This is a genomic window from Brevundimonas sp. (assembly GCF_035935935.1).
Classification (GTDB): domain Bacteria; phylum Pseudomonadota; class Alphaproteobacteria; order Caulobacterales; family Caulobacteraceae; genus Brevundimonas.
In genome coordinates this window covers 251,296-277,626 of record NZ_DASYWO010000002.1, presented here as the reverse complement: position 1 = coordinate 277,626, position 26,331 = coordinate 251,296, and the positions used below count along the sequence as shown (strand labels likewise).

Sequence of the window (26,331 nt, the reverse complement as noted above, 5' to 3'; positions counted from 1 at the left end):
CGTCCTCGCCGCCGAGCCAACGGCCGACCGCCGGGTTTCGACCTTGACCGGACGCATTGGACGCCGACTATGGGGGCTCCGGGCGGTCGCGCCCCGCTGGAGGAATTCATCGCATGCGCATCTCGATCATCGCCGTCGCCGGACTCGCCGCCGCGGTGTCCGCCTGCGCGCCTTCAGGCGCCGGTCGCGACCTGACCCTGGCCGAGGCGCCGCTGCGGTGCCACGGCGGCGCTCAAGCCGCCCCCACGGGACGGCAGACGGGCGACGCGCGGCGGGATTACGCCTGCAGAGGCGCACATGCGCCCAGAGAGGCCAACGTCACCCGCAGCGGAGCGGCCCGTTCGACGGCCATTGACCGCGCCCAGGCGGGCAGGATCAACTAGATCGCCCGTCACGAGGCTTTCGCGCCGCGCCCCGCCGGGCGATAAGACCGCATGACCGATCCGAACACGATCCAGCCGGGCGGCGTGACGCCGTATCTGACCATTCCCTCGCGCGGCGGACAGGCGGCGGTGGAGTTCTATCGGGCGGCGTTCGGGGCCGAGGAGCAGTTCCGGAATCTGGCCGAGGACGGCGAGCGTCTGATGCACAGCCGGCTGGTCATCAACGGCGGCGTGGTCATGCTGTCGGACGAGTTTCCGGAATATGGTCACGAGGGCGACGTGGAGCCGAAGGCCGTCACCCTGCACCTGCAGGTCGACGACGCCGATTTCTGGTGGGAACGGGCCATGAAGGCGGGCTGCGTGCCCGTCATGCCGCTGGCCGACCAGTTCTGGGGCGACCGCTACGGGCGGCTGACCGACCCGTTCGGCCACTGCTGGTCGATCGGGGCGCCGATCCTGCGCGGCGGCGGCTGAGGCGGAGCCCGCAGGCCCCGCCCCGCCGGCGGGTCAGCCGCAGTCGACCGACCGGATGATGCCCGTGGCCTCGTCGAAGCGGACGTTGAGGCGGTCAGGACGGAAGTCCTTGGTCGTCGGGCAGGTGGTGCAGACGATGCGCACCGGCTTGTCCGGCGCGAAGGTGACGGCGCCCACGTGGCTGCCGATCAGGGACTTCGCGTCCTCGGCGTCGCACTGATGCGGGCTGGGCGCGCCGGCGTCCGGCATCGGCGCGCAGGCGGCCGCGACCGCGCCGGTCAGGCCGGCCAGGGCGATGAGCGCGAGCGTCTTCATCCGCAGTTCACCGATTTCACGACGCCGGTGCGGGTGTCGAAGATCACGTTCACGCGGCCGGCATTGTAGTCCATGGTCACGGCGCAGGTGTCGCACACCACGCGGCGCACCTCGCCCGCCGAGGCCGCGGGCAGTTCGGACTGCTGACGACCGATGTAGGGACGATATTTGGCGGCCGGACACTGCTCGGCGCCGCCGGCGGGCGGCTCCATGCCGTCCATGGGCGCGCAGGCGGCGAGGGCGAGCAGCCCCAAGGGAGCGAGGAAGGCGAGACGGCTCATGGGCGGGTCCTTTGCTGCATGACGCCGCGGCTCAGCCGCAGCGGACGGTTTCGACCTTGTTGGAGTCCTGGTCGAAGAAGATGTTCAGGCGGGTCGGCGAATAGTCCTCGGTCACCGCGCAGGTCGTGCAGGTGACGCGGCGGGCGTAGGGGTTGACCGGCACGGGGATCTCGCTGCGATCCTTGCCGACGAGCCATTGCAGCTCGTGCGCGCCGCACTGATCCCGGCCGGCCCCGGGAATGCCGGCGGCGGAGGCGGACGTCAGATCGTCGACGGGAATGGCGGAGGTCACGACCGCGGGCTGGACCTCGCCGTCGCGGGCGTTGGACGCCGGTGCGTCGGAGGAGGCGCAAGCCGTCGCGCACAGAGCGAGCGCGATCAGGCCGCCTTTTGCCAGACGCCCTCCGGCGACTGCTTCCAGTAGGCCAGGTTGGCGCCCTGCCCCTTCAAGGCCTTCCAACGGTCGCGCTCGGCCTGAACCGCCACGTCGTCGCGTCCGTCGAACAGGATGAAGCATCGTTCGTACCCTTCCGTGCGGCCAAGCTCTGCGCCGTCCAGGATGAACAGCGCCTGAGCGCCGTTCAGGTTCTCCGCCGATTGCGACAGAAGGATGGGCTGGCGCTCCGCATGAGGCCGATCGGCGCGGCCGTGGGCCATGAAGGCGTCGTCGCGAAAAGTCCAGAGGTCCCGATCCACCGCGTCCAGCCGGTCGGGGGATCCGACCCTGACCAAGGCCTTCCACCCGCGCTCGCGCGTCTTTTCAAGCAGCCCGGGCAGCACCTGTTCCAGGCTGGACCGCTCAAGGTGGTAGAACCAGATTTCGGGAGACGACGTCATCGCCTTCCCCCCTTGCGGGGGAAGGTGGCTCGCGGAGCGAGACGGACGGGGGGTGATTCCACCGGTTCGAGCGGCATGGTCACTTATGGCCTGAAGGACGAGGTTCGGATTCTTCGAAAAGGCCGAGTTGCTGAATCGCAGAATGACGAAGCCGAGGCCGCGAAGCCAGTCGTCGCGCGCGGCGTCGTCAGCCTCGCGTAAACGGTGCACGCCGCCGTCGAGTTCGACGATCAGCTTGGCGCTCGGACAGCAGAAGTCCACGACGTAAGGGCCGATCGGGTGTTGGCGGCGGAATCGCAGGTTGGCGACCTGACGGTTGCGCAACAGGCTCCAGAGATTCTGCTCGGAGACGGTGGTCGACTTTCGAAGCCGCCGGAACGTCGCGTGAGCGCGCTCGAAGTGCAGCGTCATGCCTGAGCCTCCACTTCATTGGGCGGTGTTTCACCCCCCATCCGTCTCGCTCCGCGAGCCACCTTCCTCCGCAAGGGAGGAAGGAAAACCGTGACGCTTGCATAACATGAAACGCGAACATATCAAGAACGCATGGCGCGTCTGGATCTGCGTAAGAAGCTGGAAATATTGGCGGATGCGGCGAAGTACGACGCCAGCTGCGCCTCGTCGGGATCGAGCAAGCGGAACTCGGTCGGCGGCACGGGGGTGGGGTCAACCGAGGGCATGGGCATCTGTCACGCCTACACGCCCGATGGCCGGTGCGTGTCCCTGCTGAAGATCCTGCTGACCAACTTCTGCATCTTCGACTGCGCCTACTGCATCAACCGGACGAGTTCGAACGTGCCGCGCGCGCGGTTCAGCGTGCAGGAGGTCGTGGACCTGACGCTGAACTTCTATCGCCGGAACTACATCGAGGGACTGTTCCTCTCGTCCGGCATCGTGAAGTCGTCGAACCACACGATGGAGGAGATGGTGCGCGTGGCCCGGTCGCTGCGCGAGGACCACGACTTCCGCGGCTACATCCATCTGAAGCTGATCCCCGAGGCCGATCCGGCCCTGGTCGAGCAGGCCGGTCTCTATGCCGACCGCCTGTCGGCCAACGTCGAGCTGCCGCGCGACGAGGCGCTGGAGCGACTGGCCCCGCAGAAGGACGCGGGCGTGATCAAGCAGGCCATGGGGCGCGTGCGGCTGAAGGTGGAGGAGGCGAAGGGCGGCAAGAAGGATCGTGCCAGGCCGCCCCGGTTCGCGCCGGCGGGGCAGTCGACGCAGCTGATCATCGGCGCCGACGGCGCGCCCGACGCGGAAATTCTCGACCGCTCGGCATCGCTGTACGGCGGATACGGACTGCGTCGCGTCTACTACTCCGCCTTCAGCCCCATTCCGGATTCGTCGTCCGCCCTGCCGCCGTCGAAGCCGCCGCTGATGCGCGAGCATCGGCTGTACCAGGCGGACTGGCTGATGCGGTTCTACGGTTTCTCGGCGCCCGAGATCGCCTCGGCCTCCCCGGACGGGATGCTGGATCTGGCGGTCGATCCGAAGCTGGCCTGGGCGCTGGCCAACCGCGACCAGTTTCCCGTCGACGTGAATCTGGCTGAGCGCGACATGTTGCTGCGCGTGCCCGGGCTGGGCGTGAAGTCGGTCAACCGTATGATTTCGGTGCGACGTTACCGGACGCTGCGGCTGGAGGACGTGCAGCGGCTGACGCGCGGCATCGACAAGGTGCGGCCGTTCATCACCACGCTGGACTGGACGCCCGGCGGACTGACCGACGCGGTGGACCTGAAGACGCGGCTGGCGCCCGCCCGCGCGCCGGAGCAGCTGAGCCTGTTCTGATGCGGACGGTGAGCCTGACGTCGGAGACGGACCTGACCGGCTGGCGCGAGGCGGCGCGCGGGTTGCTCTCGGCGGGGGTGGAGCCGCAGGCGGTGCGGTTTCGGGTGGGCGGACAGGAGGGGCTGTTCGACCTCCCTTCCCCCACGCCGCCCGTGTCCGACAAGGCGCGGCCGATCACCGTTCCCCGCGCCTTCCTGGATCTGGCCGCGGAGGTGGCGCTGCACCGGTCCGACGACCGGTTCGACCTGCTGTACCGCATGCTGTGGCGGCTGCAGTCCGAGCGCGACCTGATGAAGGTGGCGTCGGACCGCGACGTCGCCGACGCGATGGAGCGGGCGAAGAACGTCAGCCGCGCCAGCCACAAGATGAAGGCCTTCGTCCGGTTCCGGCAGGTCGAAGACGACACGGGCGAACGCTGGATCGCATGGTTCGAACCGGCGCATCGCGTGCTGGAGAAGACCGCGCCCTTCTTCCAGCGGCGGTTCACGACCATGCGCTGGACCATCCTGACGCCCGACGGCACGGCCGACTGGGACGGCGCGGCGCTGTCTTTCGGCCCGCCCGCCACACGAGACATGGCCCCGCAGGACGACGAGATCGAGGAGTTCTGGAAGACCTACTATGCCTCGACCTTCAACCCCGCGCGGCTGAAGACGAAGACCATGCAGGGCGAGATGCCCAAGCGGTACTGGGCCAATCTTCCCGAGGCGTCGCTGATCCCGGAACTGGTGGCGCGGGCGGAGGTTCGGGAAAGGGAGATGGTCGCCGCCCCCGCTTCCTTGCCCAACCCCAAGCTGATCCACGCCGTCGCCCCCGTCGTGGAGCGCGCCGTGCAGGACGCCCAGCCGCCCGAGACGCTGGAGGCGCTGGATCGCGCGGTGCAGGGCTGTCGCCGCTGCCCCCTGTGGCGCGACGCGACGCAGGGGGTGTGCGGACGTGGGCCGACGCGCGCCGACCTGATGATCGTCGGGGAGCAGCCGGGCGATCAGGAGGATCTGGCGGGCGAGCCGTTCGTCGGGCCGGCGGGTCAGGTGCTGAACGCGGCCATGGCCGAGGCGGAGGTCGACCGAAGCCACGCCTTCGTCACCAATGCGGTGAAGCATTTCAAGCACGAGCCGCGCGGCAAGCGTCGCATCCACCAGACCCCGAACACGAGCGAGGTGCAGGCCTGCCGCTGGTGGCTGGACGCCGAGCGGGCGATCGTGAAGCCGAAACTGATCGTGACGCTCGGCGCCACCGCCGCCTATGGCGTGCTGGGCCGCAAGGTGGCGGTGACGAAGGAGCGCGGCCGTCCGGTCGCGCTGGAGGACGGGTCGACGGTCCTTCTGACCGTCCACCCCAGCTATCTGCTGCGCATCCCCGACAAGGCCGCCGCGGCGGCGGAACGGGCGCGGTTCGTGGAGGATTTGAACGCTGCGCGAGCCCTAATGTGAGGGATCGGACTGGTCCGATCCCAAGGCGACCTGTTCGCCGCGGGAAAACTTCGCAAGCCCCGCCACGTGACGCCAGATCAGGAGCGCGCCGCCTCCGATAGCCGCTGCTGTCGCAAAAGCGAACGCCGTCGCGAGGCGATCTTCCTGTTCTGGATGGAAGGCGGCCAGGAGGAAGCCAAGGCCGCCGATGATGAGCCAGCACCAGAGGACGAAGCGCGTCATCACGCGGAACATCTTCCAGTGAAATTGCTGGTGGCTCGCCCAGTTCATTAACTCACCATAGTGAGTAGAACGCCGCCTTCAAACCGCCGCGTCGGCCCCCTAGCGTTTGCCCATCCGGCCGCGGCCCGCTATGTCCCGCGCCGACCTCCCCATACTCCAGACGACAGGGCTGAACGCACCCCATGGCGCAGCAGTACATCTTCCAGATGCAGGGCCTGACCAAGGCCTATCCCGGCGGCAAGAAGGTCTTCGAGAACATCTGGCTGAGCTTCTACAACGACGCCAAGATCGGCGTCGTCGGCGTCAACGGCTCGGGCAAGTCGACGCTGCTGAAGATCATGGCCGGGCTGGACACCGAGTTCCAGGGCGAGGCCAAGGCGGCCGACGGCGTCAAGCGCGGATATCTGGAGCAGGAGCCGCAGCTGGATCCCGCCATGAACGTCCGCGAGAACGTCGAGGCCTGGTGCGAGGAGAAGCAGTGGGTCAACCGCTTCAACGCCATCGCCGCGGAGATGGCCGAGAACTACACCGACGAGCTGATGGAGGAGATGACCGCCCTCCAGGAGAAGATCGACGCGGGCGACGTCTGGGACATCGACAGCCGCATCGAGATGGCCATGGACGCCCTGCGCTGCCCGCCGGACGACTGGGAGGTGACCAACCTTTCGGGCGGCGAGAAGCGCCGCGTGGCGCTGGCGCGCCTGCTGCTGTCCAAGCCCGACATGCTGCTGATGGACGAACCGACCAACCACCTGGACGCCGAGTCGGTGGCGTGGCTGCAGCACCATCTGGAGAACTTCCCCGGCTGCGTCATCCTGGTCACCCACGACCGCTATTTCCTGGACCAGGTCACCAAGTGGACGCTGGAGCTGGACCGCGGCAAGGGCCACCCGCACGAGGGCAACTATTCCAGCTGGCTGGAAGCCAAGCAGAAGCGCGTGGTGCAGGAGCAGTCGGAGAGCGAGGCCCGCCAGCGGGCCCTGACCCGCGAACTGGAATGGGTGCGCTCCGGCGCCAAGGCCCGGCAGGCGAAGTCAAAGGCGCGTCTGGCCGCCTATGAACGCATGGTGGCCGAGCAGGAGAACGCGACCAAGGCCCAGACCCACGCGGTCATCCAGATCCCGCCCGGCCCGCGCCTGGGCAACGTGGTGCTGGAGGTCGAGGGGCTGGAGAAGTCCTACGGCGACAAGCTGCTGTTCAAGGACCTGACCTTCAAGCTGCCGCCCAACGGCATCGTCGGCGTGATCGGCCCGAACGGCGCCGGCAAGTCGACCCTGTTCCGCCTGATCACCGGTCAGGAGCAGCCCGATGCGGGCAAGATGCGCCTCGGCGAGACGGTCAAGCTGGCCTACGTCGACCAGTCGCGCGACGACCTGAACCCCAGCCACACGATCTGGGAGGCCATCTCGGGCGGCACCGACGTGATGATGGTCGGAAAGCGCGAGATCAACACGCGCGCCTACGTCGGCAGCTTCAACTTCAAGGGCGGCGACCAGCAGAAGAAGGTCGGCCTGCTGTCGGGCGGCGAGCGCAATCGCGTGCACCTGGCCAAGACGCTGGCGACGGGCGGCAATCTGATCCTGCTGGACGAACCGACCAACGACCTGGACATCGAGACGCTGCAGAACCTCGAGGAGGCGCTGGAGGAGTTCGCCGGCTGCGCCGTGGTGATCAGCCACGACCGCTGGTTCCTGGACCGTCTGGCGACGCACATTCTGGCCTTCGAGGGCGACAGCCACGTCGAATGGTTCGAGGGCAACTTCGAGGCCTACGAGGAAGACAAGAAGCGGCGTCTCGGCGCCGACAGCCTGATCCCGCACCGGATCAAGTTTCAGAAGTTCGGGCGGTAAGAGACCGGGCCGAAAAGAGAAAGGGCGGCAGGATCACCTGCCGCCCTTTTTCGTCAGTGCCGGACCCGGACGTAGTCGCCGGGGGCGGCGGTCAGGGCCTTGAGCTTGCCCGAGCCCGGCTTGCGCGCCTTGACCTTTTCGTCGGCGGCCATCTCGCCCAGCCAGCCCTGCCATTCGGGCCACCATGAGCCGTCCTTCTTCTGCGCCCCGGCCAGCCAGGCCTCGGGATCGGCGGGCGCCTCGGCGTTGACCCAGTAGCCGTGCTTGTTGGCCGCCGGCGGATTGATCATGCCGGCGTTGTGGCCCGAACCGCCCATGAGGAAGCGCGTCGGCCCGCCGAAGAGCGTGCGCTGGGCGTAGGTCGACTTCCACGCCGAGACGTGGTCGTCCTTCAGCGCGATCAGCATGACGGGCGTGCCGATCTTCGACAGGTCCAGCGCCACGCCGTCGATGGTGACGCCGCCCGCGTCCTTCAGCCGGTTGCCGGCCAGGACGTCGCGGCCATACTCCTTGAGAAAGCGGGCCGGGATGCGCGCACCGTCGTCGAACCACCACAGAAGGTCTGAGGCGCGCGCCTCGTCGCCCAGCAGATAGTGGGTCACGACGGAGGACCAGATCAGGTCGTTGGCGCGGACGGTGGCGAACAGCTTGGTCAGGTCGTGGGCCTCGACGAAGCCTTTGCGGTCCAGATACCGGTCGAAGGCGTCCAGATCGCCCTTGCCGGTGAAAACGGACCACTCGCCCATGTCGCCGAAGTCGACCAGGGCCGCGATCAGGGTGGCGGAGGCGACGCGGTCGCCCTGCCCCGTCTGCGCCAGATAAGCCAAAGCCATGGCCGTCAGCGTGCCGCCGAGGCAGTAGGACACAAGATCGACGTCCGCCTCGCCGGTCGCGGCGGCGACGGCGTCCATGGCGGCGATGACGCCGTCCTTCACGTAGGCCTCGAGCCCCTTGTCGGACATCGCCGCGTCGGGGTTCGCCCACGAGACGACGAAGACGGTGTGGCCCTGGTCGACCAGCCACTTCAGGTAGCTGGCCTTGGGCGTCAGGTCGAAGAGATAGTACTTGTTGACCAGCGGCGGCACGAAAAGCAGCGGCCGGCGGAAGACCCTGTCGGTCGTGGGCGCGTACTGGATCAGCTCCAGCAGGTCGTTGCGGAAGACGACGGCGCCCGGCGTGGCGGCGACGTTGCGGCCCAGTTCGAAATCGTTGGGCGCGCGGCGCGAGATCAGGCCGTCGCCGCGGGCGACGTCGTCCAGCAGGTTGGTCAGACCGGTCAGCAGGCTGAGCCCCCCGCTCGCGATCGTCCGGCGAGCCACCTGCGGGTTGGTGTGGGCCCAGTTCGAGGGCGACAGGGCGTTCATCAGCTGACGGCCGGCGAAGTCGACCTGGGCGCGGGTCGCGTCGTCGACCGGGGCGGCGGCGACGAAGTCCTGCATGCGCCTGGCCGAAAGCAGATAGGCCTGCTTCAGCCAGTCATACACGGGCTCCTCGGTCCAGGCCGGGTCGGAGAAACGACGGTCGCCGCGTTCAGGCGTCGCCACCGGCTCGGGATTGCCGCCCATCATCCGCTCGCCGAAGCCGCGCCACAGGGCCGACCAGTCCTGCCAGCCCTGCATCTGGGCCTGCATCAGGGCCGCCGGGCTGGTCATGACCGCGGTGTTGAAATCCAGCCACGCGCGCGCGACGGTCGTCGGGTCGTAGGGCAGCGGGTCTGGCGACATGGCCTTCTGCGCCGTGGCGCGCACGGCGGCGGCGGCGCTGGTCATCAGGCCCGTCAGGGCTTCTGCGACGACCTCCGGGTCAGGCGGGATCGTCAGCGGCGGGTCGCGGCGCGTCGTGTCGGTCACGGATCAGGCCTCCAGCGCGGTGAGCACGTCGACGGCGTCGCAGTCCTGCGGCGACACGAACAGCAACGCCAGGGCGCGGTCAGGGTTCTCGGCGGTCCAGACGGGGCACGGAGCCGGCGCCGTCGGAACGGGAGCGGCGACGGGGCGGAAGTCGGCGGCGTCGAAGGCCATGGCGGGCGATCCGGGTTGGGTGAACTCTGGTCGGGCGGCGTATGCCATGGTCTTTTCGCTCTGACGATGCCACTATCTGCTCATTCATTGTGCATTTTTGCACAGGAGTGACGTTGGGCGACGATTTCAACTGGAACGACCTGCGCGCGTTTCTGGCGGTGGCGCGCACCGGACGGCTGACGGCCGCCGCGGGCCGCATGGGCGCGGATCACACGACCGTGGCCCGCCGCATCGCCGCCCTGGAAGGCGCGCTGGGCGCCCGTCTGTTCGACCGCAGTCCGCAGGGCTACGCGCTGACGGCCCACGGTGAAGCGCTTCTGCCGCACGCCGAGCGGATCGAAAGCCTGTCGCTGCGGGCGGCGGCACAGCTGGCGGAGGCGGATCAGGCCCTGACCGGCGCAGTGCGGATCGGCGCGCCGGAGGGCTTCGGCAGCTATTTCCTCGCTCCCCTGATGGTCAGACTGGCCGAGCGGCATCCGCAGCTGGAGATCCAGCTGGTCGCCATCCCGGGCGTGGTCAGCCTGTCGAAGCGCGAGGCCGACATCGCGGTCACGCTGAGCCCGCCGCGCGAGGGGCGGCTGGTGTCGCGCAAGCTGACGGACTACGGCCTGGGCCTCTATGCCGCGCCGTCCTACCTCGACGCGCGGCCGCCGATCGTGACCCGCGCCGACATGGCAGGTCACCGTTTCGTCGGCTACATCGGCGACCTGCTGTATGCGCCGGAGCTGGACTACATGCAGGCTCCGGACGTGGACATTCACGTGGCCCTTCAGAGCTCGAACCTGATCGCCCAGCTGCAGGCGGCGCTGGCCGGGGCGGGCCTTTGCGTCCTGCCAGACTTCATCGCGCGGAAGGAGGCGGGGCTGCGGCGCGTGCTTCCGAACGACGTCGGGCTGGAGCGCAGCCTGTGGCTGGTGGTCCATGCGGACCTGAAGACGCTGGCGCGGATCCGGGCCGTCATGTCGATCATCGTCGAGGCGGTGCGGGCCGAACGCGCCAGCTTCATGCGCCCGACGGAGGGCTGACGGCGCGGATCGCGCGGCCTAGTCTCGGGCAATGAGCGACCGACCCGCCGTCCTGATCGTGCAGCCCCACCTGGGGCCCATCGCGCCCTTCATGGAGAGCGCCTACGACGTTCACCGCCTGTGGGAAGGGCCGCCCGTCGAGGCCGAGGCACTGATCGAGGCGGTGGTGGTGGCGGGCGAGTTTCCGCTGGATGCCGCCCTGATCGAACGTCTGCCGAAACTGAGGCACGTCGCATGCTTCACCGCAGGCTACGACGGCATCGATCCAGCCTGGTGCCGCGCGCGGGGACTGGAGGTCACGCATGCGCCCGGCGTGAACCACGAGGACGTGGCGGATCACGCGATCGGTCTGATCCTGGCGGCGCACCGACGCATCGCGTCCGGTGACGCCGACGTGCGGGCCGGACGGTGGACCCCGCAGTCGAAGACGATCACGCGCTCGCTGGGCGGGCTGAAGCTGGGCGTCGTCGGCCTGGGCGCGATCGGCGAAGCCGTGGCGCGGCGGGCGGAAGCCATGCGGATGTCGCCGGCATGGTGGGGGCCAAGGCCGAAGGACGCCGCCTGGCCGCGCGCGGAAAGCCTGATGGAGCTGGCGAGGCGCAGCGACGTGCTGGTCGTGGCCTGCCGCGCCGACGACGCCAGCCGCGGTCTGATTTCCGGGGACGTCCTGCAGGCGCTGGGGCCGGACGGTCTGCTGGTCAACGTCTCGCGCGGGCAGGTGGTGGACGAGGACGCCCTGATCGCCGCGCTGAAGTCGGGCCGACTGGGCGGCGCGGCGCTGGACGTGTTCGAGACCGAGCCCACCGACGCCGCGCGGTGGGCCGACGTGCCCAACACGGTCCTGACGCCGCACACGGGCGGCGCCACGACGCAGGCGGTTCAGGCCATGCTGGGGCTGCTGCTGCAGAATCTCGACGCCGTCCTGAACGGGCGTCCGGCGGTGACGCCCGCGCCCTAATAGTGGGGCCGCTCGTCCTCGGTGATGCGGCCGTCGCCGTTCAGATCCTTTCCGGGACCCACGGCCGGTCCGACGGGCCGGTCGGGGTCGGCGGGCGCGCCCTGCGGAGCGGGGTCCGGAAGATCGGACGGCGACGGGGGCGCGGCGCCGTCGGCGCCGTCGGTCGGCGCAGGCCGTCGCCGGGGCGCCGGGGCCTGCGGGTCGGCCGGGTCGGCGGGCGCCGTCGGGGATGCGGCCGCGGGAGCCGAGCCGGCCGGGTCCAGGACCTCGGGGGCAGCCGGGGTCTCGCCCGGCGAACAGGCCAGCAACGGCAGGGCGACGACAGGCGTGAGAAAGCGGATCATGACGGGCTCCGGGTGTGCCTCGAAGCTTCGCGCGCCAGCCGGCGAGCTTCAACCCGGACAGGCCGGATTCTGCTTGCATAACCATATAAGGATATCCTTATATGACCTCATGACGTACCGGGCGGAACATCTCGTGGAGGCGCTGCGGGGCGCGGGTGAGCCCACGCGCCTGCGCATCCTCGCCCTGCTGGCGACCGAAGAGCTGTCGGTCATGGAGCTGTCGCGGGTGCTGGAACAGAGCCAGCCCCGGGTCAGCCGGCACCTCAAGCTGATGAACGACGCGGGCCTGATCGAGCGCTTTCCCGACGGCGCGCGAGTCTTCTACCGCCTGTCGTCCGAGACGTCGTCCCGGCGGTTGGTCGACGCCGTGCTGGACCTGCTGGACGACTGCGACGGGGACGGCGACCGGCGGCGGCTGGACGCCGTGCGGCGCGAGCGGGCGGCCGAGGCCGAGGCGTGGTTCGATCAGATCGCGCCGAGCTGGGACCGCATCCGGTCGCATCATGTGCGGGAGAGCGCGGTGGAAGAGGCCATTCTGGCCGCCGCGGGCGAAGGACCGTTCGACCGGGTCGTCGATCTGGGCACCGGCTCGGGCCGCATGCTGACCCTGCTGGGGCGCAAGGCGAAGACGTCGATCGGACTGGATCTGAGCCAGAACATGCTGAACGTCGCCCGCGCCAATGTGGCGAAGGCGGGCCTGGAAAAGGTCGAGCTGCATCACGGCGACGTCTTCGCCACGCGCCTGCCGGACAGGACCGCGGACCTCGTCGTGGTTCATCAGGTTCTGCACTACCTGGGCGATCCGGCGGCGGCCGTGACCGAGGCGGCGCGACTGGTGCGGCCCGGCGGCCGCCTGCTGATCGTGGACTTCGCCCCCCACGCCCTCGAACAGATGCGCGACGAACACCAGCATCGCCGCCTCGGCTTCGACGATGCCGAGATGCGCCGCTGGCTGGCCTCGGGCGGGCTGGAGGCCGCGCCTGCGACCGTCCTGCCGCCCGACCGCGAGGGGCTGACCGTCTGCATCTGGACCGGCCGCCGCGCCGCCCTGAAGGAAGCGAAGGCCGCATGAGCGCCGAACCCCTCAGCCTGTCGCAGGCCCGCGCCCTGCTGCTGTCGCCGCTGGGGCCTGTGGCGCGCGCCGGCCGTGACGCCAGCCGCCCGCGCGTGTCGTTCGAATTCTTTCCACCCAAGACCGACGAGGCCGAGGCCAACCTGTGGAAGGCCATTTCGCGCCTGGCCCCGCTGAAGCCCGAGTTCGTCTCGGTGACCTACGGCGCCGGCGGCTCGACGCGTGAGCGCACGCACCGGACTGTGTCGCGCATCCTGTCCGAAACCAACCTGAAGCCCGCGGCGCACCTGACCTGCGTCGAGGCGAGCCGGGGCGAGATCGACGCGGTGATCCAGGACTACAAGGCCGCCGGCGTGCGCCACATCGTGGCCCTGCGCGGAGATCCGCCGGGCGCGGCCGGCATCGGCGGCGCCTACGCCCCGCGCGCCGACGGCTACGCCAACGCCACCGAGCTGACGGCCGCGATCAGCCGCGTGGGCGGGTTCGAGATCACCGTCGGCGCCTATCCGGAGAAGCATCCGGAAAGCCCGTCGATCGCGCACGACGTCGAAGTGCTGAAGGCCAAGGTCGACGCCGGTGCGACGCGCGCGGTCAGCCAGTTCTTCTTCGACATGGACGCCTTCCTGCGCTTCCGCGACCGGGTGCGCGCCGCCGGCGTGGAAATCCCGCTGATCCCGGGGGTCATGCCGGTGTCGAACTTCACCGGCCTGAAGCGCATGAGCGCGGCGTGCGGCGCGTCCGTGCCCGACTGGCTGGCGGCGCATTTCGACGGGCTGGACGACGATCCGGAGACCCGCAAGCTGCTGGCCGCCTCGGTCGCCGCCGAAACCTGCGCGCGACTGCAGGAGGAAGGCTTTCAGGACTTCCACTTCTACACGCTGAACCGGGCGGACCTGGTCTACGCCATCTGCCGGGTGCTGGGCGTGCGCGAAGACAAGGCCGCCGCATGACCCGCGCCGAGCGCATCGACGCCCTGAAGGCGGCCGCCGGCGAGCGCATCCTTGTGCTTGACGGCAGCTGGGGCGTGATGATCCAGCGCCAGAACCTGTCGGAGCCGGACTTCCGCGGCGAACGGTTCCGGGATCACGGCCACCCGCAGCAGGGCAACAACGACCTGCTGATCCTGACGCGACCCGACGTCGTCGCCGACCTGCACGACCGGTACTACGCCGCCGGCGCGGACATTTCGGAGACCAACACCTTCTCCTCCACCCGCATCGGCCAGGCCGACTACGGCATGGAAGACGCCGTCCACGACCTGAACTTCGAAGGGGCCCGCATCGCGCGCGAGGTGGCCGATCGCTGGACCGAAAAGGAGCCGCACAAGCCGCGCTTCGTCGCCGGGTCGATCGGCCCGACCAACCGGACGCTGTCGATCAGCCCGGACGTCAACGATCCCGGCTTCCGCGCCGTGACGTTCGACGAGGTCCACGCAGGCTACAAGCAACAGGCGCGTGCCCTGCACGAGGGCGGAGTCGATCTGTTTCTGGTCGAGACCATCTTCGACACGCTGAACGCCAAGGCGGCGATCAAGGCGATCCTGGACCTTGAGGACGAGGGGTATGAGCCCCTGCCCCTGTGGATCTCGGGCACCATCACCGACCGGTCGGGGCGCACGTTGTCGGGCCAGACGGCGGAGGCGTTCTGGAACTCGATCCGGCACGCGAAGCCCTTCGCCGTGGGCTTCAACTGCGCGCTGGGGGCCGATCTGATGCGGCCCTACGTCGCCGAACTGGCGCGGCTCGCCGACACCCTGGTGGCCGCCTTCCCCAACGCCGGCCTGCCCAACGCCATGGGCCAGTACGACGAGCGGCCCCACGAGACGGCGCACGCCATCGAGGAGTGGGCCAAGTCGGGCCTGGTCAACATAGTCGGCGGCTGCTGCGGCACGACGCCGGATCACATCGCCTGCGTGGCCCGGCAGGTCGCCGACGTGCCGCCGCGCGAGATTCCGGAGCGGCCCGTCGCCATGCGCCTGAGCGGGCTGGAACCGTTCGAGATGGCCAGCTGAAGGGGGATGCCGTGGGAGCCTGGGGACCTGGACCCTTCGAAAACGACGACGCGCTCGACCTCGTGGGGGATGTGTCGGATAACCCGACGTGGGAGCGCATGACCACATTTCTCGGGCGAGTGGCCTCGCACGCGGAATACCTTGAGGCACCCGACGGCTCGCGAGCCGTAGCGGTGGCGGCGCTTGTCTGCGGCCAGGCGCCTGAGGGTTCGGAGGACTTGTTGGCGCGCCTGGGGCCGCCGCCGGCCAAAGCCGGCCTGCATGTGGTCGCCGCGCTGAACCGCGTATTGGCCGAACACTCCGAACTCGACGAGCTTTGGCGGGAGACCGACGAGCATGAGGCGTGGCGAGCCACCGTCGCCCAATTGCAGGCGAAGCTCGGCACCGACTGATGCGTCCCACCTTCATCAACGTCGGCGAGCGGACCAACGTCACCGGCTCGGCGAAATTCCGGAAGCTGGTCGTCGAGGGCGACTATGCCGCGGCGCTGGACGTGGCGCGGCAGCAGGTCGAGGCCGGAGCCCAGATCATCGACGTCAACATGGACGAGGGTCTGCTGGACGGCGTGGCCGCCATGCGGACCTTCCTGAACCTGATCGCAGCCGAGCCCGACATCGCGCGCGTGCCGGTGATGATCGACAGCTCGAAATGGGAGGTGATCGAGGCGGGGCTGAAGTGCGTCCAGGGCAAGCCGATCGTGAACTCGATCAGCATGAAGGAGGGCGAGGCCGCCTTTCGCGAACAGGCGGTCAAATGCCTGCGCTACGGCGCCGCCGTGGTGGTCATGGCCTTCGACGAGCAGGGCCAGGCCGACACCGCCGCGCGCAAGATCGAGATCTGCACCCGCGCCTATCGAATCCTGGTCGACGAGGTCGGGTTTCCGCCTGAGGACGTCATCTTCGATCCCAACATCTTCGCCGTGGCGACCGGGATCGAGGAGCACGACAACTACGCCGTCGACTTCATCGAGGCGACGCGCGTCATAAAAGCCACCCTGCCCCACGCCCACGTCTCGGGCGGGGTGTCGAACGTGTCGTTCAGCTTCCGCGGCAACGAGCCGGTGCGCCGGGCCATCCACAGCGTCTTCCTGTATCACGCCATCGCCGCGGGCATGGACATGGGCATCGTCAACGCGGGCGACCTGCCCGTCTATGACGACATCGATCCGGAGCTGAGGGAGGCCGTCGAGGACGTCATCCTGAACCGGCCGCAGCGCACGAACGTGTCGAACACCGAGCGGCTGGTCGACATGGCGCCGCGGTGGAAGGGCGAGAAGGGCGCCGCCCGCTTCGTCGACCTGAGCTGGCGCGAACAGCCGGTCGGCAAGCGCATCGAGCACGCCCTGGTCCACGGCATCACCGAGTACATCACCGAAGACACCGAGGAGGCGCGGCTGGGGGCCGAGCGTCCGCTGCACGTCATCGAGGGTCCGTTGATGGACGGGATGAACGTGGTCGGCGACCTGTTCGGCGCAGGCAAGATGTTCCTGCCGCAGGTGGTGAAGTCGGCCCGCGTGATGAAACAGGCCGTGGCCTGGCTGGAGCCCTTCATGGAGGCCGAGAAAGCCGGCCGGCCGCGTCAGCAGGCGGGCAAGATCCTGATGGCGACGGTCAAGGGCGACGTCCATGACATCGGCAAGAACATCGTCGGCGTCGTGCTTCAGTGCAACAACTACGAGGTCATCGACCTGGGCGTCATGGTCCCGGCCGACCGCATCCTGGACGAGGCGGAGAAGCACGGCGTGGACGTCGTCGGCCTGTCGGGCCTGATCACGCCGTCGCTGGACGAGATGGTCTTCGTCGCGCGCGAGATGGAGCGGCGCGGCTTTTCCATTCCCCTGCTGATAGGCGGGGCGACGACCAGCCGGACGCATACGGCGGTGAAGATCGAGCCGGCCTATCGCCGCGGTTCGACCACCTACGTCGTCGACGCCAGTCGCGCGGTCGGCGTGGTCTCCGGCCTGCTGTCGCCGACCGAGAAGGCGAAGAACGAACAGGCGACGCGCGACGAATATGTGCGCATCCGCGAGCAGTACGCGCGCGGGCAGGAGGTGAAGGCCCGCGCGACACTGCAGCAGGCCCGCGCGAACCGCTGGCGGCCCGATCCGGCCCAGCCCCCGCCCCCGGCCCCGTCGTTCACCGGGGTGCGGGCCTTCGACGCCTGGGACCTGCAGGACCTGGCCGACCACATCGACTGGACGCCCTTCTTCGCCAGCTGGGAGCTGATCGGTCGGTACCCCCAGATCCTGGAGGACGAGATCGTCGGCGAGGCCGCGCGCGACCTGTTCCGTGACGCCCGGGCCATGCTGAAGCGGATCATTGACGAGCGCTGGTTCACGGCGAAGGGCGTGGTCGGCTTCTGGCCCGCCAACGCGCGCGGCGACGACGTGGTGGTCTGGGCCGACGAGGCGCGCACGACCGAGCTGGCGCGTTTCCACGGCCTGCGCCAGCAGATCGCCAAGTCGAACGGCAAGCCGAACCTGTGCCTCTCCGACTTCGTGGCCGAGGACGGCGACGACTGGCTGGGCGCCTTCGCCGTCACCGCCGGGCACGGCGAGCTGGAAAAGGCGGCGGAGTTCAAGGCGGCGGGGGACGACTACTCCGCCATCCTGGCGACGGCCTTGGCCGACCGGCTGGCCGAAGCCTTTGCCGAGCGCCTCCACAAGGAGGTGCGGACCACCCTGTGGGGCCATGCGCCGGCCGAGGACCTCTCGGTGCAGGAGCTGATCGAGGAGAAGTATCAGGGCATCCGCCCGGCGCCGGGCTATCCGGCTCAGCCCGACCACACGGAAAAGGCGACGCTGTTCCGCCTGCTGAACGCGGGCGAGACCGCCGGCATGGCGCTCACCGAGAGCTATGCCATGACGCCACCGGCGTCGGTCAGCGGCCTCTACTTCGGCCATCCCGGCAGCCACTATTTCGGCGTCGGCAAGATCGATCGCGATCAAGTCGAGGACTATGCGGCGCGCAAGGGGATGACGGTCGAGGAGACCGAGCGCTGGCTGGCGCCGATCCTGAACTACGATCCGGCGTCCGCCGGACGCGCCGACGCGGCCTGAGGCCTATTCCAGCCCGACGTCCTTGAGGCTGGGCGGCGCGTCGGTGATGTTCAGGGAGATCCGCCGCGCGGCGTGCTCGCAACGTCCCGGCAGGCCGAAGAACAGGCCGAAGGTCTCGTTGCGCAGCGCCTGATCGCCCGTCAGAACGGGCGCCCACATGCGGCGTGCGCCGTCGGCGGCGGCTTCGGCTTCCGCCAGGGCTTCGGTCGACTGGAAGGCGCGGCCGGCGTCGAGCGCGGCGCGGAACTTGACCTGCTCCGCGCGGCCCAGGTCGATCAGGCGAAGGTCCAGTTCGTCCGTCGTCCCCAGGCTTTCGCCGGTCGCCACGTGGCCGGCGACCAGCGCCTCGCACCAGGCCACCAGCGAATAGTCGGCCGTGGGAGCCCCGGGCGGCAGGGGCGTCGCGTAGGCCAGGGCCTCCAGCGTGCGGCGCGAGCGCTCGGCGTCGGCCGCGGAGTACTGGGTGCCGCCGGTGCGGATCACCTCATCCTGCGCGAGGGCGGGCGAGGCGACGGTCAGCAGGGCGACCGAGGACAGGGCGAGAAGCAGCGGGCGCATGGAAACTCCGACGGGAACCCGCCGCATACGACGCGCGCCGGGCGCGGGGCAAGAAAAAGGCGGCGGGTCCGAAGACCCGCCGCCCCGTTCTTTCGGCGTTTCCGCTGATTAGAAGCGGTAGGCCAGGCTGAAGCGAACCGAGCGAGGCGCCTGATAGGCGGTCACCTTGCCATAGTTCGGATCACGCGGGTCGACGGTGGCGCTGTCGAGACCCAGATCGCCGAACTCGTTGAAGTCCAGTTCGGCGTCGGCATCGAAGACGTTGAACACGTCGGCGCGCAGCACCAAGGATTCGCCCGGAACCGTGAAGACCTGCGCCAGATCGTAGGAGAAGGTCAGGTCCAGGTTGGTTTCCCAGTCGCTCTCGAACGACTCGCCCCGCGGGGTGGCGACGCCGTCGACGAGGCCGTTGTCGGTGAAGTCACAGAAGAACGACGCCGCGGCGTAGGCCTGAGCGAACGCATCCGTCGGGTGGTAGCCGATGCAGCCGAACTGACGCGGCGAGGTGATGCGCAGGTTGGCACCAATGTTGAACGCCGGGGTCACCTGCCAGTTACCGAACGCCTTGAACTGGTGCGCGCGGTGGTTGGGCAGGAAGCCGTAGGCGTTGTCCAGCAGGCCGGGCTGGTCGAAGTCCTGCGACAGACCGGGGTCGGTCTGGCCGTTGTCGGACTTCAGGGCGCCTTCGTAGTTGCCCTTGTTCTCCGACCAGACGTAGCTGAAGCGAGCGCCCCACACGCCGTCGAAGGATTTCTCCATCGACAGTTCGACCGCCTTGTAGGTGCGGTCCGGCGTCGGATAGCCCAGATCCGCGGCCGTCAGGGTGATCTCGCGATCCGCCGTGACGCGTCCGCCCGTGGCGCGCGACAGGTCGTCGCCGTCCAGGGTGATGACCATGTCCTCACCGGGGTTGGTCAGGACGTACTGGTGGAAGCCATACCACACCGAATAGCACTCGGCGTAGGTCAGGTTGTCCGGATCGGCGCCAGCGCAGTAAGCCAGAACCGCGGCGTCGATGGCGACGTCGTCGATGGCCGTGCCCAGCTCGCGATAGGTGCCCTTGATGCCGAAGGTCCAGTCGCCGAACACTTCCTGCTCATAGCCGAGGATGAACTCGTCCACGTACATCGGATCGATGTCGCGATCGACCGAGGCCGCCGTCGACTTCACGTCGCCGCCGCCGAAGTTGCCGCCCGAAACGAACCCGGCGTTGGTCGTGCCGTAACCCAGCAGGATCGGCTCGTCGGTGTTGTCGTCGATGCCGTCGCGATTGGCGTCGGGGCGACCCGGAACGGCGCCCGAGAAGTCCAGATCCCACAGGTCTTCCGTGAACAGTTCGGCGCCGGCCAGACGCTGGTTCGTGTTCACGGCGACAGGCAGGAAGTAGCGGCCGTAGAAGCCGAACAGCTTCGAGGTCCGGTCACCGGTGACGTCGTAGGTGAAGCCCAGGCGCGGAGCCCACTGGTTGTCCAGGCTGAGGAATGTTTCGCCGTTGATGTTGGCGTTCTCGAAGCTCTCGTTCCGCACGCCCAGGTTCAGGGTCAGGCGGTCGGTGACCTCCCAGCTGTCCTGCAGGTAGAAGGCGTTCTGTTCCGAGGTCCAGCCGCCGTCGTTGTCGTACGACCGGATGCGAACCCGACGGGGAGCACCCACCAGGTCGGTGCGCCCCGCAAGGTACGGATAGGTGGCCAGGAACGTCGCGTTCGTCAGGTTCGCTGCGGTGATCAGCGTCTGATAGCGATACCAGAGACCGCCCGTGCGATCGCCGGTGCAGTTCACCACCGAGCTGATCGGCACGAAGGCCGGGTTGTTGCGGCCAGCCGGCCGGCAATAGTTGTAGCCGGCGCCCGAGTAATCGAGTTCCTGCGTGGAGGTCAGGGTTTCGTTATCCAGACCGAGGCGGAAGTGGTGGGCGCCGAAAAGGTCGACGTAAATGTCGACGTCCGCACGCAGAACTTCACGCTCGTCCTCATTCACGTACGGCTGACCCACGCCCCAGATGCCGCGGCGCGGGAAACCGGGCAGCTGATCGGTGATCAGGGCGCCGGCGTCGCCGGGCGAGAAGGCCGACTCGTTGTACTCGTTGACGCCGTAGGCGATCGAGGTCGTCAGCCAGTCGGTCCAGATGCCGGTATAGCGCGCGATCCAGTTTTCGCCGCCGAACTTGAAGGTCGAAGGCGTGAACTCGCCGACCGCCTCGCCATTGACGTTGTAGAACAGGTTGCGGGTCTGCTGCTCCTGCTCGTCCGAGAACCAGGTGAACTCCAGACGATGGTCGTCGGTGACGAGGTAGTCGAGCTTGGCGCCGTAGAACGGGTCGTCCGAGGTGACGACGGTGCCGTTCGCGCCGATCACTCCGAAGTCGGGATTGGCGGTCGCCCCGTTGATGCCGACGTTGGTCGATTCCCGGTCGCGCCAGTTATACAGGCCGAAGAAGAACAGGCGATCGCGGATGATCGGGCCGCCGATGTCCAGGACGATGTCGGAGGACTCGACCTCGTCGAAGTTGTTCTGGGCCAGATAGGTGTTCGGCGAGTCCGAACGCAGGCTGTCCGGCGACCAGTAGCCGGTGATGCCGAACTCCCACTCGTTGCCGCCCGACTTGGTCGTGCCGTTCAGCACGCCGCCGGTGCCGCGGCCGAACTCCGAGGAGTAGCCGCCGGTCTTGGTTTCCAGCGTCTGGTAGAACTCGAACGGAACGATAGACGAACCCGTGAAGTCACGGAATTTCGTGATGTTCAGGCCGTTGATGAAGTAGGTGTTCTCACCGGCCGACGAGCCGCCGATGGTCGGGATGTTGCCGAAGGCGCCGTCCGAGGACGTCACGCCCGGGGCCAGCAGGGCCACGGCGTTGGCGTCACGCGCGATCGGCACGTTGCGGGCGAGCTCTTCGACGTTGACGGTCAGACCCGTGGTCGTGGCGTCGAACTCGGAAACGGCCTGACGCACGCCGACGACGACGATGTCGTCGACCGAGGTGGCGCCCGAGGTGTCGATGCCGCCGACGGCGCCGACCGTGAAGGTCAGGGAGGTCGTGCCGCCCGCGCCGACCGAAACGGTGTCGGTCAGGGTCTCATTGCCCGAGGAGGTGACGGTGGCGACGTACTGGCCCTGCGGCAGGGCGACGGCGCGGAACGAACCGTCGGCGCCCGTGGTGTAGGTGCGGGTGAAGCCCTGCGCCACCGACTGCAGCGTCACGGTCGCGCCGGCGACCGGAGCGCCGGTCTGGGTTTCGACGGTGCCGGCGACGGCGCCCTGCACCAGGTTCTGGGCGGCGGCCTGCGTCGGCGCGAGCAGAACGGCGGCGGCCGGGACGGCGACGAGCGCCATCAGCGACGCGGAACCGATCATCGTCGAATGCAGCAGACGCTGCTTGATGGTCTGGGTCTTCAAGAGACATCCTCCTAGGGCCGACGCGAAGCTTCCCGTTCCCGGGCCCCTCGTCGCGCCGACGATGAGCATCCACGAGCCCCAATGCACGCAGATTGCCCTCAGGCTAGCCCAACTACTGCCGCGCCGACACCACAATTACGGTCCCGTAATCCAATCGTCGCGACAATGTCGCAATCGAGCCACACCGACGCAAGCTGCTGTTTCCGTTGGGCAATCTCCGTCCGGCGAAGCGAGTGCTGAGCGACCGGCGATCGCCGAGCAACAACCCTTCGCCGCGGTGAAGCCGCTTGGCGGAGCCTTCCGGTCGCCAGGGATTCGCCCTCAGCGGACGATCATCGTCCGCGCCGCGTAGGGCGCCGGTTCCGGCGTGCACGAAGCCGCCGCCAGCTGCGCCGCCATGATACACAGCAGGGCGGCGGCCGCGGTCAGGAGCCGATTTGAGACATGAAAGGCGGCGGCGACGGCCATGACGAGCATCCTGAAGGGCGTTTACCTCCCGTTAAGGCAAGGCCCGGGCCAGGTGCGGCCGTGATCCCCTTCGTCCGCGAGTTCGACGCCCGCCATGGCGAGGAAGTGCGGCTGACCCCGCTGGTCAGCCGGGTGACGGCGGCCAATCCCGGCCCCTTCACATTCACCGGAACCAACAGCTTCATCGTGGGGCGGGCGGAGGGCGGCTCAGGCGTGGCGGTGATCGACCCCGGGCCCGGCGACCCCCGGCACCTCGAAGCCCTGCTGAAGGCGCTGGCGGGCCGGCGCGTCTCGGCCGTCCTGCTGACGCACACGCATCGGGACCACGCCCCCCTCGCCCACCCGCTGGCGAACGCGGTGGGGGCGCCCGTGCTGGCTGCGCCGGCGCCGCACCGCGAAACACATGCCTCCACCCCGGACGAGGACGAGACGGCGGACGTCCGGCCGGACCGCCTGCTGTCCGACGGAGATCGTGTGGAAGGCGACGGCTGGACCCTGCGCGCGCTGGCCACGCCGGGGCACGCGTCGAACCATCTGTGCTTCGAGCTGGTCGAGGAGAACGCGCTGTTCAGCGGCGATCACGTGATGGGATGGTCGACGACCGTGGTCGCCCCCCCGGACGGCGACATGACCGACTACATGGGCAGTCTGGAGACGGTCATCGGCCGCGCCTTCGATCGCCTGTTGCCGGCGCACGGCGCGCAGATCGACGATCCGGCCCCGTTTCTGGCGGCCTATCGCGACCATCGCCTGAGCCGCGACGTCCAGATTCTGGAACGACTGGCGGCGGGCGACCGGACGATCGCCGGGATGGTGCCTGCGCTGTATGCCGCGGTCGACCCGCGACTGTGGCCGGCCGCGTCGCTGTCGGTGTGGGCCCACCTGATCGCGCTGGAGCGGGCCGGGCGGGTCGCGGCGACGCCGGGGCCGACGCTGGACGCCGTTTACGCCCCGGCCTGAACGGCGATGGCGCGCGCGAGCGCGGCGGCGAGGCGGCAGGTTTCGTCGCCCTGCGGCGCGCTGGAGCGCGCGGTGACGCGCACGTCGGTGCGCCCGGGACGGATGCGCACCACCGCGTCGTGGGCGAGGCCGAACCAGAAGCCCCGCCGCTCGCCCTCGGCCCGGAAGGCGGCCGAACCGATGACGGTGAAGCCCGCCGACTCGAGCGCCGCGGCCGCCGCCTCGGGCGCCAGCTGGCTGGGCGTGGACACGGCCCCCCGGCAGGCCTGGGGACCGGCGGGCGACACCGCGGGCGCGGCGCGCGCCGCGGCCCGGCGCTGGCCGAGAATGCGGGAAAAGCCGGGCGGATCGTCCGGATCGCTGGTCACGTCCCACGCCGACCGGTCGTGAAAGTCCTGCCAGCGCAGGGCGAGGCCTGCGGCGGCGCCCCCGGCGGCCAGCAGGGCGAAGGCGGCCGCCAAGCCCACGGCCCGCGGTCTCCGCATGGACCAGATGGCCAGCGTCAGGGCGCACAGCAGGCCGATGGCCGTGAGCGCGGGCGCGACGAGGAAGGTCAGGGTCTCGAGCGCGAAGGCGGCGTCCCACAGGCCCGCGCGCGTGCCCAGGGCGGCCACGAAGATGGTCGCGGCCCCGGCCAGCGACCCGGCGATCAGCCACGCCGCCCGGTTCAGGCTGGAGCCGCCGCGCGCCACCGGATCAGGCCTGCGCCGTCGGCAGGCGGTAGTCCTTCAGCCGCTCGCGCACGACCTTCTTGTCGATCTTGCCGGTCGCGCCCAGCGGGATGTCGTCCACGAAGACCACGTCGTCCGGCATCCACCATTTGGCGATCTTGCCCTGCAGGAAGTCGAGATGCTCCTGCTTGTCCTGGCTCTCGCCGGGCTTCAGCTTCAGCACGAGCACGGGCCGCTCGTCCCATTTGGGATGGGCCGCGCCGATGACGGCGGCCAGTTCGACCTTGGGATGGCCCACGGCGATGTTCTCGATCTCGATGGAACTGATCCACTCGCCACCGGACTTGATCACGTCCTTGGCGCGGTCGGTGATCTGCATGAAGCCGTGCTCGTCGACCGTGGCCACGTCGCCGGTGTCGAAGAAGCCTTCGTTGTCGAGAATCTCCCCGCCCTCGCCCTTGAAATAGGCGGCCGAGATCGTCGGACCGCGAACCATCAGGCGTCCGTAGGTGTGCCCGTCGTGCGGCATCTGCTGCCCGGCGTAGTTTTTCAGCTTCAGCTCGACGCCCAGCGGCGGCACGCCCTGCTTGATGCGCCACTTCATGCCCTCGTCGTACGGCAGGGCCGCCAGTTCCGGCGTCAGGTTGGACAGGGTCCCGATGGGCGACGTCTCGGTCATGCCCCACCCCTGCAGCACCTCGACCCCGAACTCGTCGTTGAAGGCGCGGATCAGACTTTCCGGCACGGCGGAGCCGCCGATCAGCACGCGCTTGACCGTCGACAGCTTCAGCCCCTTCTCGCGCATGTGCGCCAGCAGACCCTGCCAGACGGTCGGCACGGCGGCGGAGAAGGTGACGCCTTCGGTTTCCAGCAGTTCGTAGATGGCCTCGCCGTCCATGCGCGCGCCCGGCATGACCAGCTTCGCCCCCGACGCGGGCGCGGCGAAGGCGATGCCCCAGGCGTTGGCGTGGAACATCGGCACCACCGGCAGGATCGTCTCCTTCGGCGACGGCCCGAGCACGGTCGACTGCATGCCCAGCAGCGTGTGGATGAAGTTCGACCGGTGAGAGTACAGGACCCCCTTGGGATTTCCGGTCGTGCCCGAGGTGTAGCAGAGGCCGCAGGCCGTCTGTTCGTCGAAGCCGCCCCATTCGACGTCGCCCGAGGCCCCGGCCACGATCTGCTCGTAGCACTCGGCCTGCGGCAGCTTCGTCGCCGGCATGGTCCATTCGTCGGTCATGACCACGACCCGCTCGACCGACGGGCAGTGCGGCAGCACCGCCTCCAGCAGGGGGATGAAGGTCAGGTCGACGAAGATGATTTTGTCTTCGGCGTGATTGATGATGTAGCCGAGCTGCTCGGGGAACAGCCGCGGGTTCAGGGTGTGACAGACCGCGCCGATGCCCATGATGCCGTACCAGGCCTCGATGTGCCGGGCGGTGTTCCAGGCCAGGGTGGCGACCCGGTCGCCGGGCTTGATCCCCCAGTCCAGCAGCGCCTTCGACACCTTCTTCGCGCGACCGTGGATCTCGCCGTAGGTGGTGCGGACCACGGGTCCCTCGACCGACCGCGTCACCACCTCGCGATGGGGATGCCAGTTCTTCGCGTGGTCAAGGATCTTGTCGACCGTCAGAGGCCAGTCCTGCATCAATCCCAGCATCGTCGATCCCCATCGGTCGCCGTCTGATCGCGGCGTGAAGTCACGCTATCGGCGCGGCGGGGCCAGCGCAACGTGACGCAGGGTCATCCACCGGCTGGAAACGGAGCGGAAACCGTGCGCTGCGAAGCATGCCGGTCATGACCTCCGCCGCCCTGCGACATCCCGCCACCCGTGCCCTGATGCTCGTGCCGCTGCCCGGGCTGCTGATCGGCGCCGGGATCGTGTTCATCGCCGGCGTGATGCCGACGATCGTCACCTTCGGCATCGTCTGGACGGTCATCTTCTGCGCCGCGCCCCTGTCGCTGCTCGCCCAAGTCGCCGGCGCGGGAAGCGCGTCCGCCTATTTCGGCTTCGGCGCGCTGCTGCTGCTGCACCTCGTCGTCTTCCACGCGCCGCTGGTCGGCGGGCTGGTGGCGCGGAACCGCCTGCTGACGGCCACCGGCCTGAACACGGCGGTGGTGGGGTGGTCGCTGCTGCTCGGCGGCTGGGTCGCCGTGCAGTGTCTGGGCGACGCCTGGCCGGGCTAGTGCCGAAGACCCGCCCGACCTAGAA

27 protein-coding genes and 1 pseudogene are annotated in these 26,331 nt (G+C 69.0%); 14 read left to right on the top strand and 14 right to left on the bottom strand.

Annotated elements, in window-relative coordinates:
- Positions 1-113: 113 nt before the first annotated feature.
- Together VGR32_RS01840 and VGR32_RS01835 are read left to right on the top strand one after the other, a co-directional pair.
- Positions 114-383, top strand: a complete 270-nt coding sequence (locus VGR32_RS01840) for a hypothetical protein (RefSeq protein ID WP_327447449.1) — start codon at positions 114-116, stop codon at positions 381-383.
- A gap of 51 nt (positions 384-434) precedes the next feature.
- On the top strand, positions 435-857 hold the full coding sequence (locus VGR32_RS01835) for a VOC family protein (RefSeq protein ID WP_327447447.1): 423 nt from the start codon (positions 435-437) through the stop codon (positions 855-857).
- A gap of 33 nt (positions 858-890) precedes the next feature.
- Here the strand turns inward: VGR32_RS01835 and VGR32_RS01830 are convergent, their stop codons facing one another.
- The 5 genes and pseudogenes from VGR32_RS01830 to VGR32_RS01810 all read right to left on the bottom strand — a co-directional run.
- Positions 891-1,172 (bottom strand): peptidase inhibitor I78, encoded by a 282-nt coding sequence (locus tag VGR32_RS01830; protein ID WP_327447445.1) that lies wholly within the window; start codon positions 1,170-1,172, stop codon positions 891-893.
- Positions 1,169-1,453: an I78 family peptidase inhibitor gene (locus tag VGR32_RS01825; protein WP_327447443.1), complete on the bottom strand. Its 285-nt coding sequence runs from the start codon at positions 1,451-1,453 to the stop codon at positions 1,169-1,171. Before VGR32_RS01825 ends, VGR32_RS01830 begins: the two co-directional genes overlap by 4 nt.
- A gap of 31 nt (positions 1,454-1,484) precedes the next feature.
- Positions 1,485-1,745, bottom strand: coding sequence for a hypothetical protein (locus VGR32_RS01820; RefSeq protein ID WP_327447441.1), 261 nt, complete (start codon positions 1,743-1,745; stop codon positions 1,485-1,487).
- An 86-nt stretch (positions 1,746-1,831) separates the two neighbouring features.
- Entirely contained in the window at positions 1,832-2,290 is a 459-nt protein-coding gene (locus VGR32_RS01815) for a DNA polymerase III subunit chi (RefSeq protein WP_327447510.1), read from the bottom strand.
- A gap of 93 nt (positions 2,291-2,383) precedes the next feature.
- Positions 2,384-2,701: pseudogene (locus VGR32_RS01810) on the bottom strand (endonuclease domain-containing protein); the annotation flags it as partial.
- Between the two features lie 132 nt (positions 2,702-2,833).
- On the opposite strand from VGR32_RS01810, the gene VGR32_RS01805 reads away from it, so the two are divergent.
- Both VGR32_RS01805 and VGR32_RS01800 read left to right on the top strand, forming a co-directional pair.
- On the top strand, positions 2,834-4,075 hold the full coding sequence (locus VGR32_RS01805; RefSeq protein ID WP_327447439.1) for a putative DNA modification/repair radical SAM protein: 1,242 nt from the start codon (positions 2,834-2,836) through the stop codon (positions 4,073-4,075).
- Positions 4,075-5,508 (top strand): UdgX family uracil-DNA binding protein, encoded by a 1,434-nt coding sequence (locus tag VGR32_RS01800; RefSeq protein ID WP_327447437.1) that lies wholly within the window; start codon positions 4,075-4,077, stop codon positions 5,506-5,508. Before VGR32_RS01805 ends, VGR32_RS01800 begins: the two co-directional genes overlap by 1 nt.
- Here VGR32_RS01800 and VGR32_RS01795 read toward each other — a convergent pair.
- Positions 5,500-5,778: a hypothetical protein gene (locus VGR32_RS01795; protein WP_327447435.1), complete on the bottom strand. Its 279-nt coding sequence runs from the start codon at positions 5,776-5,778 to the stop codon at positions 5,500-5,502. The two genes, VGR32_RS01800 and VGR32_RS01795, sit on opposite strands and share 9 nt — an antisense overlap.
- 134 nt (positions 5,779-5,912) lie before the next feature.
- Between VGR32_RS01795 and ettA the strand changes: the two genes are divergently transcribed.
- Positions 5,913-7,580: an energy-dependent translational throttle protein EttA gene (ettA, locus tag VGR32_RS01790; RefSeq protein ID WP_327447434.1), complete on the top strand. Its 1,668-nt coding sequence runs from the start codon at positions 5,913-5,915 to the stop codon at positions 7,578-7,580.
- A gap of 53 nt (positions 7,581-7,633) precedes the next feature.
- On the opposite strand, the gene VGR32_RS01785 is transcribed toward ettA, so the two are convergent.
- Both VGR32_RS01785 and VGR32_RS01780 read right to left on the bottom strand, forming a co-directional pair.
- A complete protein-coding gene (locus VGR32_RS01785; protein ID WP_327447432.1) occupies positions 7,634-9,430 on the bottom strand; it encodes a PHA/PHB synthase family protein in 1,797 nt (598 codons plus the stop codon).
- 3 nt (positions 9,431-9,433) lie between these two features.
- The gene (locus tag VGR32_RS01780) at positions 9,434-9,649 is read right to left on the bottom strand and encodes a hypothetical protein (protein ID WP_327447430.1); all 216 of its coding nucleotides are present in this window, start codon (positions 9,647-9,649) and stop codon (positions 9,434-9,436) included.
- Positions 9,650-9,714: 65 nt separating this feature from the next.
- On the opposite strand from VGR32_RS01780, the gene VGR32_RS01775 reads away from it, so the two are divergent.
- A complete protein-coding gene (locus VGR32_RS01775; protein ID WP_327447428.1) occupies positions 9,715-10,626 on the top strand; it encodes a LysR family transcriptional regulator in 912 nt (303 codons plus the stop codon).
- 31 nt (positions 10,627-10,657) lie between these two features.
- A complete protein-coding gene (locus VGR32_RS01770) occupies positions 10,658-11,584 on the top strand; it encodes a 2-hydroxyacid dehydrogenase (protein ID WP_327447426.1) in 927 nt (308 codons plus the stop codon).
- Here VGR32_RS01770 and VGR32_RS01765 read toward each other — a convergent pair.
- Complete coding sequence (locus VGR32_RS01765; protein ID WP_327447424.1) at positions 11,581-11,928, bottom strand: hypothetical protein; 348 nt, start codon at positions 11,926-11,928, stop codon at positions 11,581-11,583. The genes VGR32_RS01770 and VGR32_RS01765 overlap by 4 nt on opposite strands.
- A 109-nt stretch (positions 11,929-12,037) precedes the next feature.
- Here VGR32_RS01765 and VGR32_RS01760 point away from each other — a divergent pair, with 109 nt between their 5' ends.
- The 5 genes from VGR32_RS01760 to metH are packed head-to-tail and all read left to right on the top strand — an operon-like array spanning position 12,038 to position 18,069.
- Positions 12,038-13,000: a metalloregulator ArsR/SmtB family transcription factor gene (locus VGR32_RS01760; RefSeq protein WP_327447422.1), complete on the top strand. Its 963-nt coding sequence runs from the start codon at positions 12,038-12,040 to the stop codon at positions 12,998-13,000.
- Positions 12,997-13,950, top strand: a complete 954-nt coding sequence (gene metF, locus VGR32_RS01755) for a methylenetetrahydrofolate reductase [NAD(P)H] (protein ID WP_327447420.1) — start codon at positions 12,997-12,999, stop codon at positions 13,948-13,950. Before VGR32_RS01760 ends, metF begins: the two co-directional genes overlap by 4 nt.
- Positions 13,947-15,011, top strand: a complete 1,065-nt coding sequence (locus VGR32_RS01750; RefSeq protein ID WP_327447418.1) for a homocysteine S-methyltransferase family protein — start codon at positions 13,947-13,949, stop codon at positions 15,009-15,011. Before metF ends, VGR32_RS01750 begins: the two co-directional genes overlap by 4 nt.
- A gap of 11 nt (positions 15,012-15,022) precedes the next feature.
- A complete protein-coding gene (locus tag VGR32_RS01745) occupies positions 15,023-15,403 on the top strand; it encodes a DUF4259 domain-containing protein (RefSeq protein ID WP_327447417.1) in 381 nt (126 codons plus the stop codon).
- The gene (metH, locus tag VGR32_RS01740) at positions 15,403-18,069 is read left to right on the top strand and encodes a methionine synthase (RefSeq protein WP_327447415.1); all 2,667 of its coding nucleotides are present in this window, start codon (positions 15,403-15,405) and stop codon (positions 18,067-18,069) included. Before VGR32_RS01745 ends, metH begins: the two co-directional genes overlap by 1 nt.
- Positions 18,070-18,072: 3 nt before the next feature.
- Here the strand turns inward: metH and VGR32_RS01735 are convergent, their stop codons facing one another.
- From VGR32_RS01735 to VGR32_RS01725, 3 genes are all read right to left on the bottom strand, one after another.
- Positions 18,073-18,627, bottom strand: a complete 555-nt coding sequence (locus tag VGR32_RS01735) for a hypothetical protein (RefSeq protein WP_327447413.1) — start codon at positions 18,625-18,627, stop codon at positions 18,073-18,075.
- Between the two features lie 108 nt (positions 18,628-18,735).
- Entirely contained in the window at positions 18,736-22,020 is a 3,285-nt protein-coding gene (locus VGR32_RS01730; protein ID WP_327447411.1) for a TonB-dependent receptor, read from the bottom strand.
- Between the two features lie 321 nt (positions 22,021-22,341).
- A complete protein-coding gene (locus VGR32_RS01725; RefSeq protein WP_327447409.1) occupies positions 22,342-22,488 on the bottom strand; it encodes a hypothetical protein in 147 nt (48 codons plus the stop codon).
- Between the two features lie 60 nt (positions 22,489-22,548).
- Here VGR32_RS01725 and VGR32_RS01720 point away from each other — a divergent pair, with 60 nt between their 5' ends.
- The gene (locus VGR32_RS01720) at positions 22,549-23,448 is read left to right on the top strand and encodes an MBL fold metallo-hydrolase (protein ID WP_327447407.1); all 900 of its coding nucleotides are present in this window, start codon (positions 22,549-22,551) and stop codon (positions 23,446-23,448) included.
- On the opposite strand, the gene VGR32_RS01715 is transcribed toward VGR32_RS01720, so the two are convergent.
- Positions 23,433-24,140 (bottom strand): DUF1499 domain-containing protein, encoded by a 708-nt coding sequence (locus tag VGR32_RS01715; protein ID WP_327447405.1) that lies wholly within the window; start codon positions 24,138-24,140, stop codon positions 23,433-23,435. The two genes, VGR32_RS01720 and VGR32_RS01715, sit on opposite strands and share 16 nt — an antisense overlap.
- A 4-nt stretch (positions 24,141-24,144) precedes the next feature.
- A complete protein-coding gene (locus VGR32_RS01710) occupies positions 24,145-25,779 on the bottom strand; it encodes a long-chain-fatty-acid--CoA ligase (RefSeq protein ID WP_327447403.1) in 1,635 nt (544 codons plus the stop codon).
- 137 nt (positions 25,780-25,916) lie between these two features.
- Between VGR32_RS01710 and VGR32_RS01705 the strand changes: the two genes are divergently transcribed.
- Positions 25,917-26,306, top strand: a complete 390-nt coding sequence (locus tag VGR32_RS01705; protein WP_327447401.1) for a hypothetical protein — start codon at positions 25,917-25,919, stop codon at positions 26,304-26,306.
- The last annotated feature ends 25 nt before the right edge of the window (positions 26,307-26,331 follow it).

Coding starts and splice junctions, on each gene's coding strand:
- VGR32_RS01770 (WP_327447426.1), top strand. CDS start 10,658: ATGAGCGACCGACCCGCCGTCCTGATCGTGCAGCCCCACCTGGGGCCC.
- VGR32_RS01750 (WP_327447418.1), top strand. CDS start 13,947: ATGACCCGCGCCGAGCGCATCGACGCCCTGAAGGCGGCCGCCGGCGAG.
- VGR32_RS01805 (WP_327447439.1), top strand. CDS start 2,834: ATGGCGCGTCTGGATCTGCGTAAGAAGCTGGAAATATTGGCGGATGCG.
- VGR32_RS01780 (WP_327447430.1), bottom strand. CDS start 9,649: ATGGCATACGCCGCCCGACCAGAGTTCACCCAACCCGGATCGCCCGCC.
- VGR32_RS01840 (WP_327447449.1), top strand. CDS start 114: ATGCGCATCTCGATCATCGCCGTCGCCGGACTCGCCGCCGCGGTGTCC.
- VGR32_RS01735 (WP_327447413.1), bottom strand. CDS start 18,627: ATGCGCCCGCTGCTTCTCGCCCTGTCCTCGGTCGCCCTGCTGACCGTC.
- VGR32_RS01705 (WP_327447401.1), top strand. CDS start 25,917: ATGACCTCCGCCGCCCTGCGACATCCCGCCACCCGTGCCCTGATGCTC.
- VGR32_RS01765 (WP_327447424.1), bottom strand. CDS start 11,928: ATGATCCGCTTTCTCACGCCTGTCGTCGCCCTGCCGTTGCTGGCCTGT.
- VGR32_RS01710 (WP_327447403.1), bottom strand. CDS start 25,779: ATGCTGGGATTGATGCAGGACTGGCCTCTGACGGTCGACAAGATCCTT.
- metH (WP_327447415.1), top strand. CDS start 15,403: ATGCGTCCCACCTTCATCAACGTCGGCGAGCGGACCAACGTCACCGGC.
- VGR32_RS01795 (WP_327447435.1), bottom strand. CDS start 5,778: ATGAACTGGGCGAGCCACCAGCAATTTCACTGGAAGATGTTCCGCGTG.
- VGR32_RS01835 (WP_327447447.1), top strand. CDS start 435: ATGACCGATCCGAACACGATCCAGCCGGGCGGCGTGACGCCGTATCTG.
- metF (WP_327447420.1), top strand. CDS start 12,997: ATGAGCGCCGAACCCCTCAGCCTGTCGCAGGCCCGCGCCCTGCTGCTG.
- VGR32_RS01725 (WP_327447409.1), bottom strand. CDS start 22,488: ATGGCCGTCGCCGCCGCCTTTCATGTCTCAAATCGGCTCCTGACCGCG.
- VGR32_RS01830 (WP_327447445.1), bottom strand. CDS start 1,172: ATGAAGACGCTCGCGCTCATCGCCCTGGCCGGCCTGACCGGCGCGGTC.
- VGR32_RS01815 (WP_327447510.1), bottom strand. CDS start 2,290: ATGACGTCGTCTCCCGAAATCTGGTTCTACCACCTTGAGCGGTCCAGC.
- VGR32_RS01760 (WP_327447422.1), top strand. CDS start 12,038: ATGACGTACCGGGCGGAACATCTCGTGGAGGCGCTGCGGGGCGCGGGT.
- VGR32_RS01825 (WP_327447443.1), bottom strand. CDS start 1,453: ATGAGCCGTCTCGCCTTCCTCGCTCCCTTGGGGCTGCTCGCCCTCGCC.
- VGR32_RS01800 (WP_327447437.1), top strand. CDS start 4,075: ATGCGGACGGTGAGCCTGACGTCGGAGACGGACCTGACCGGCTGGCGC.
- ettA (WP_327447434.1), top strand. CDS start 5,913: ATGGCGCAGCAGTACATCTTCCAGATGCAGGGCCTGACCAAGGCCTAT.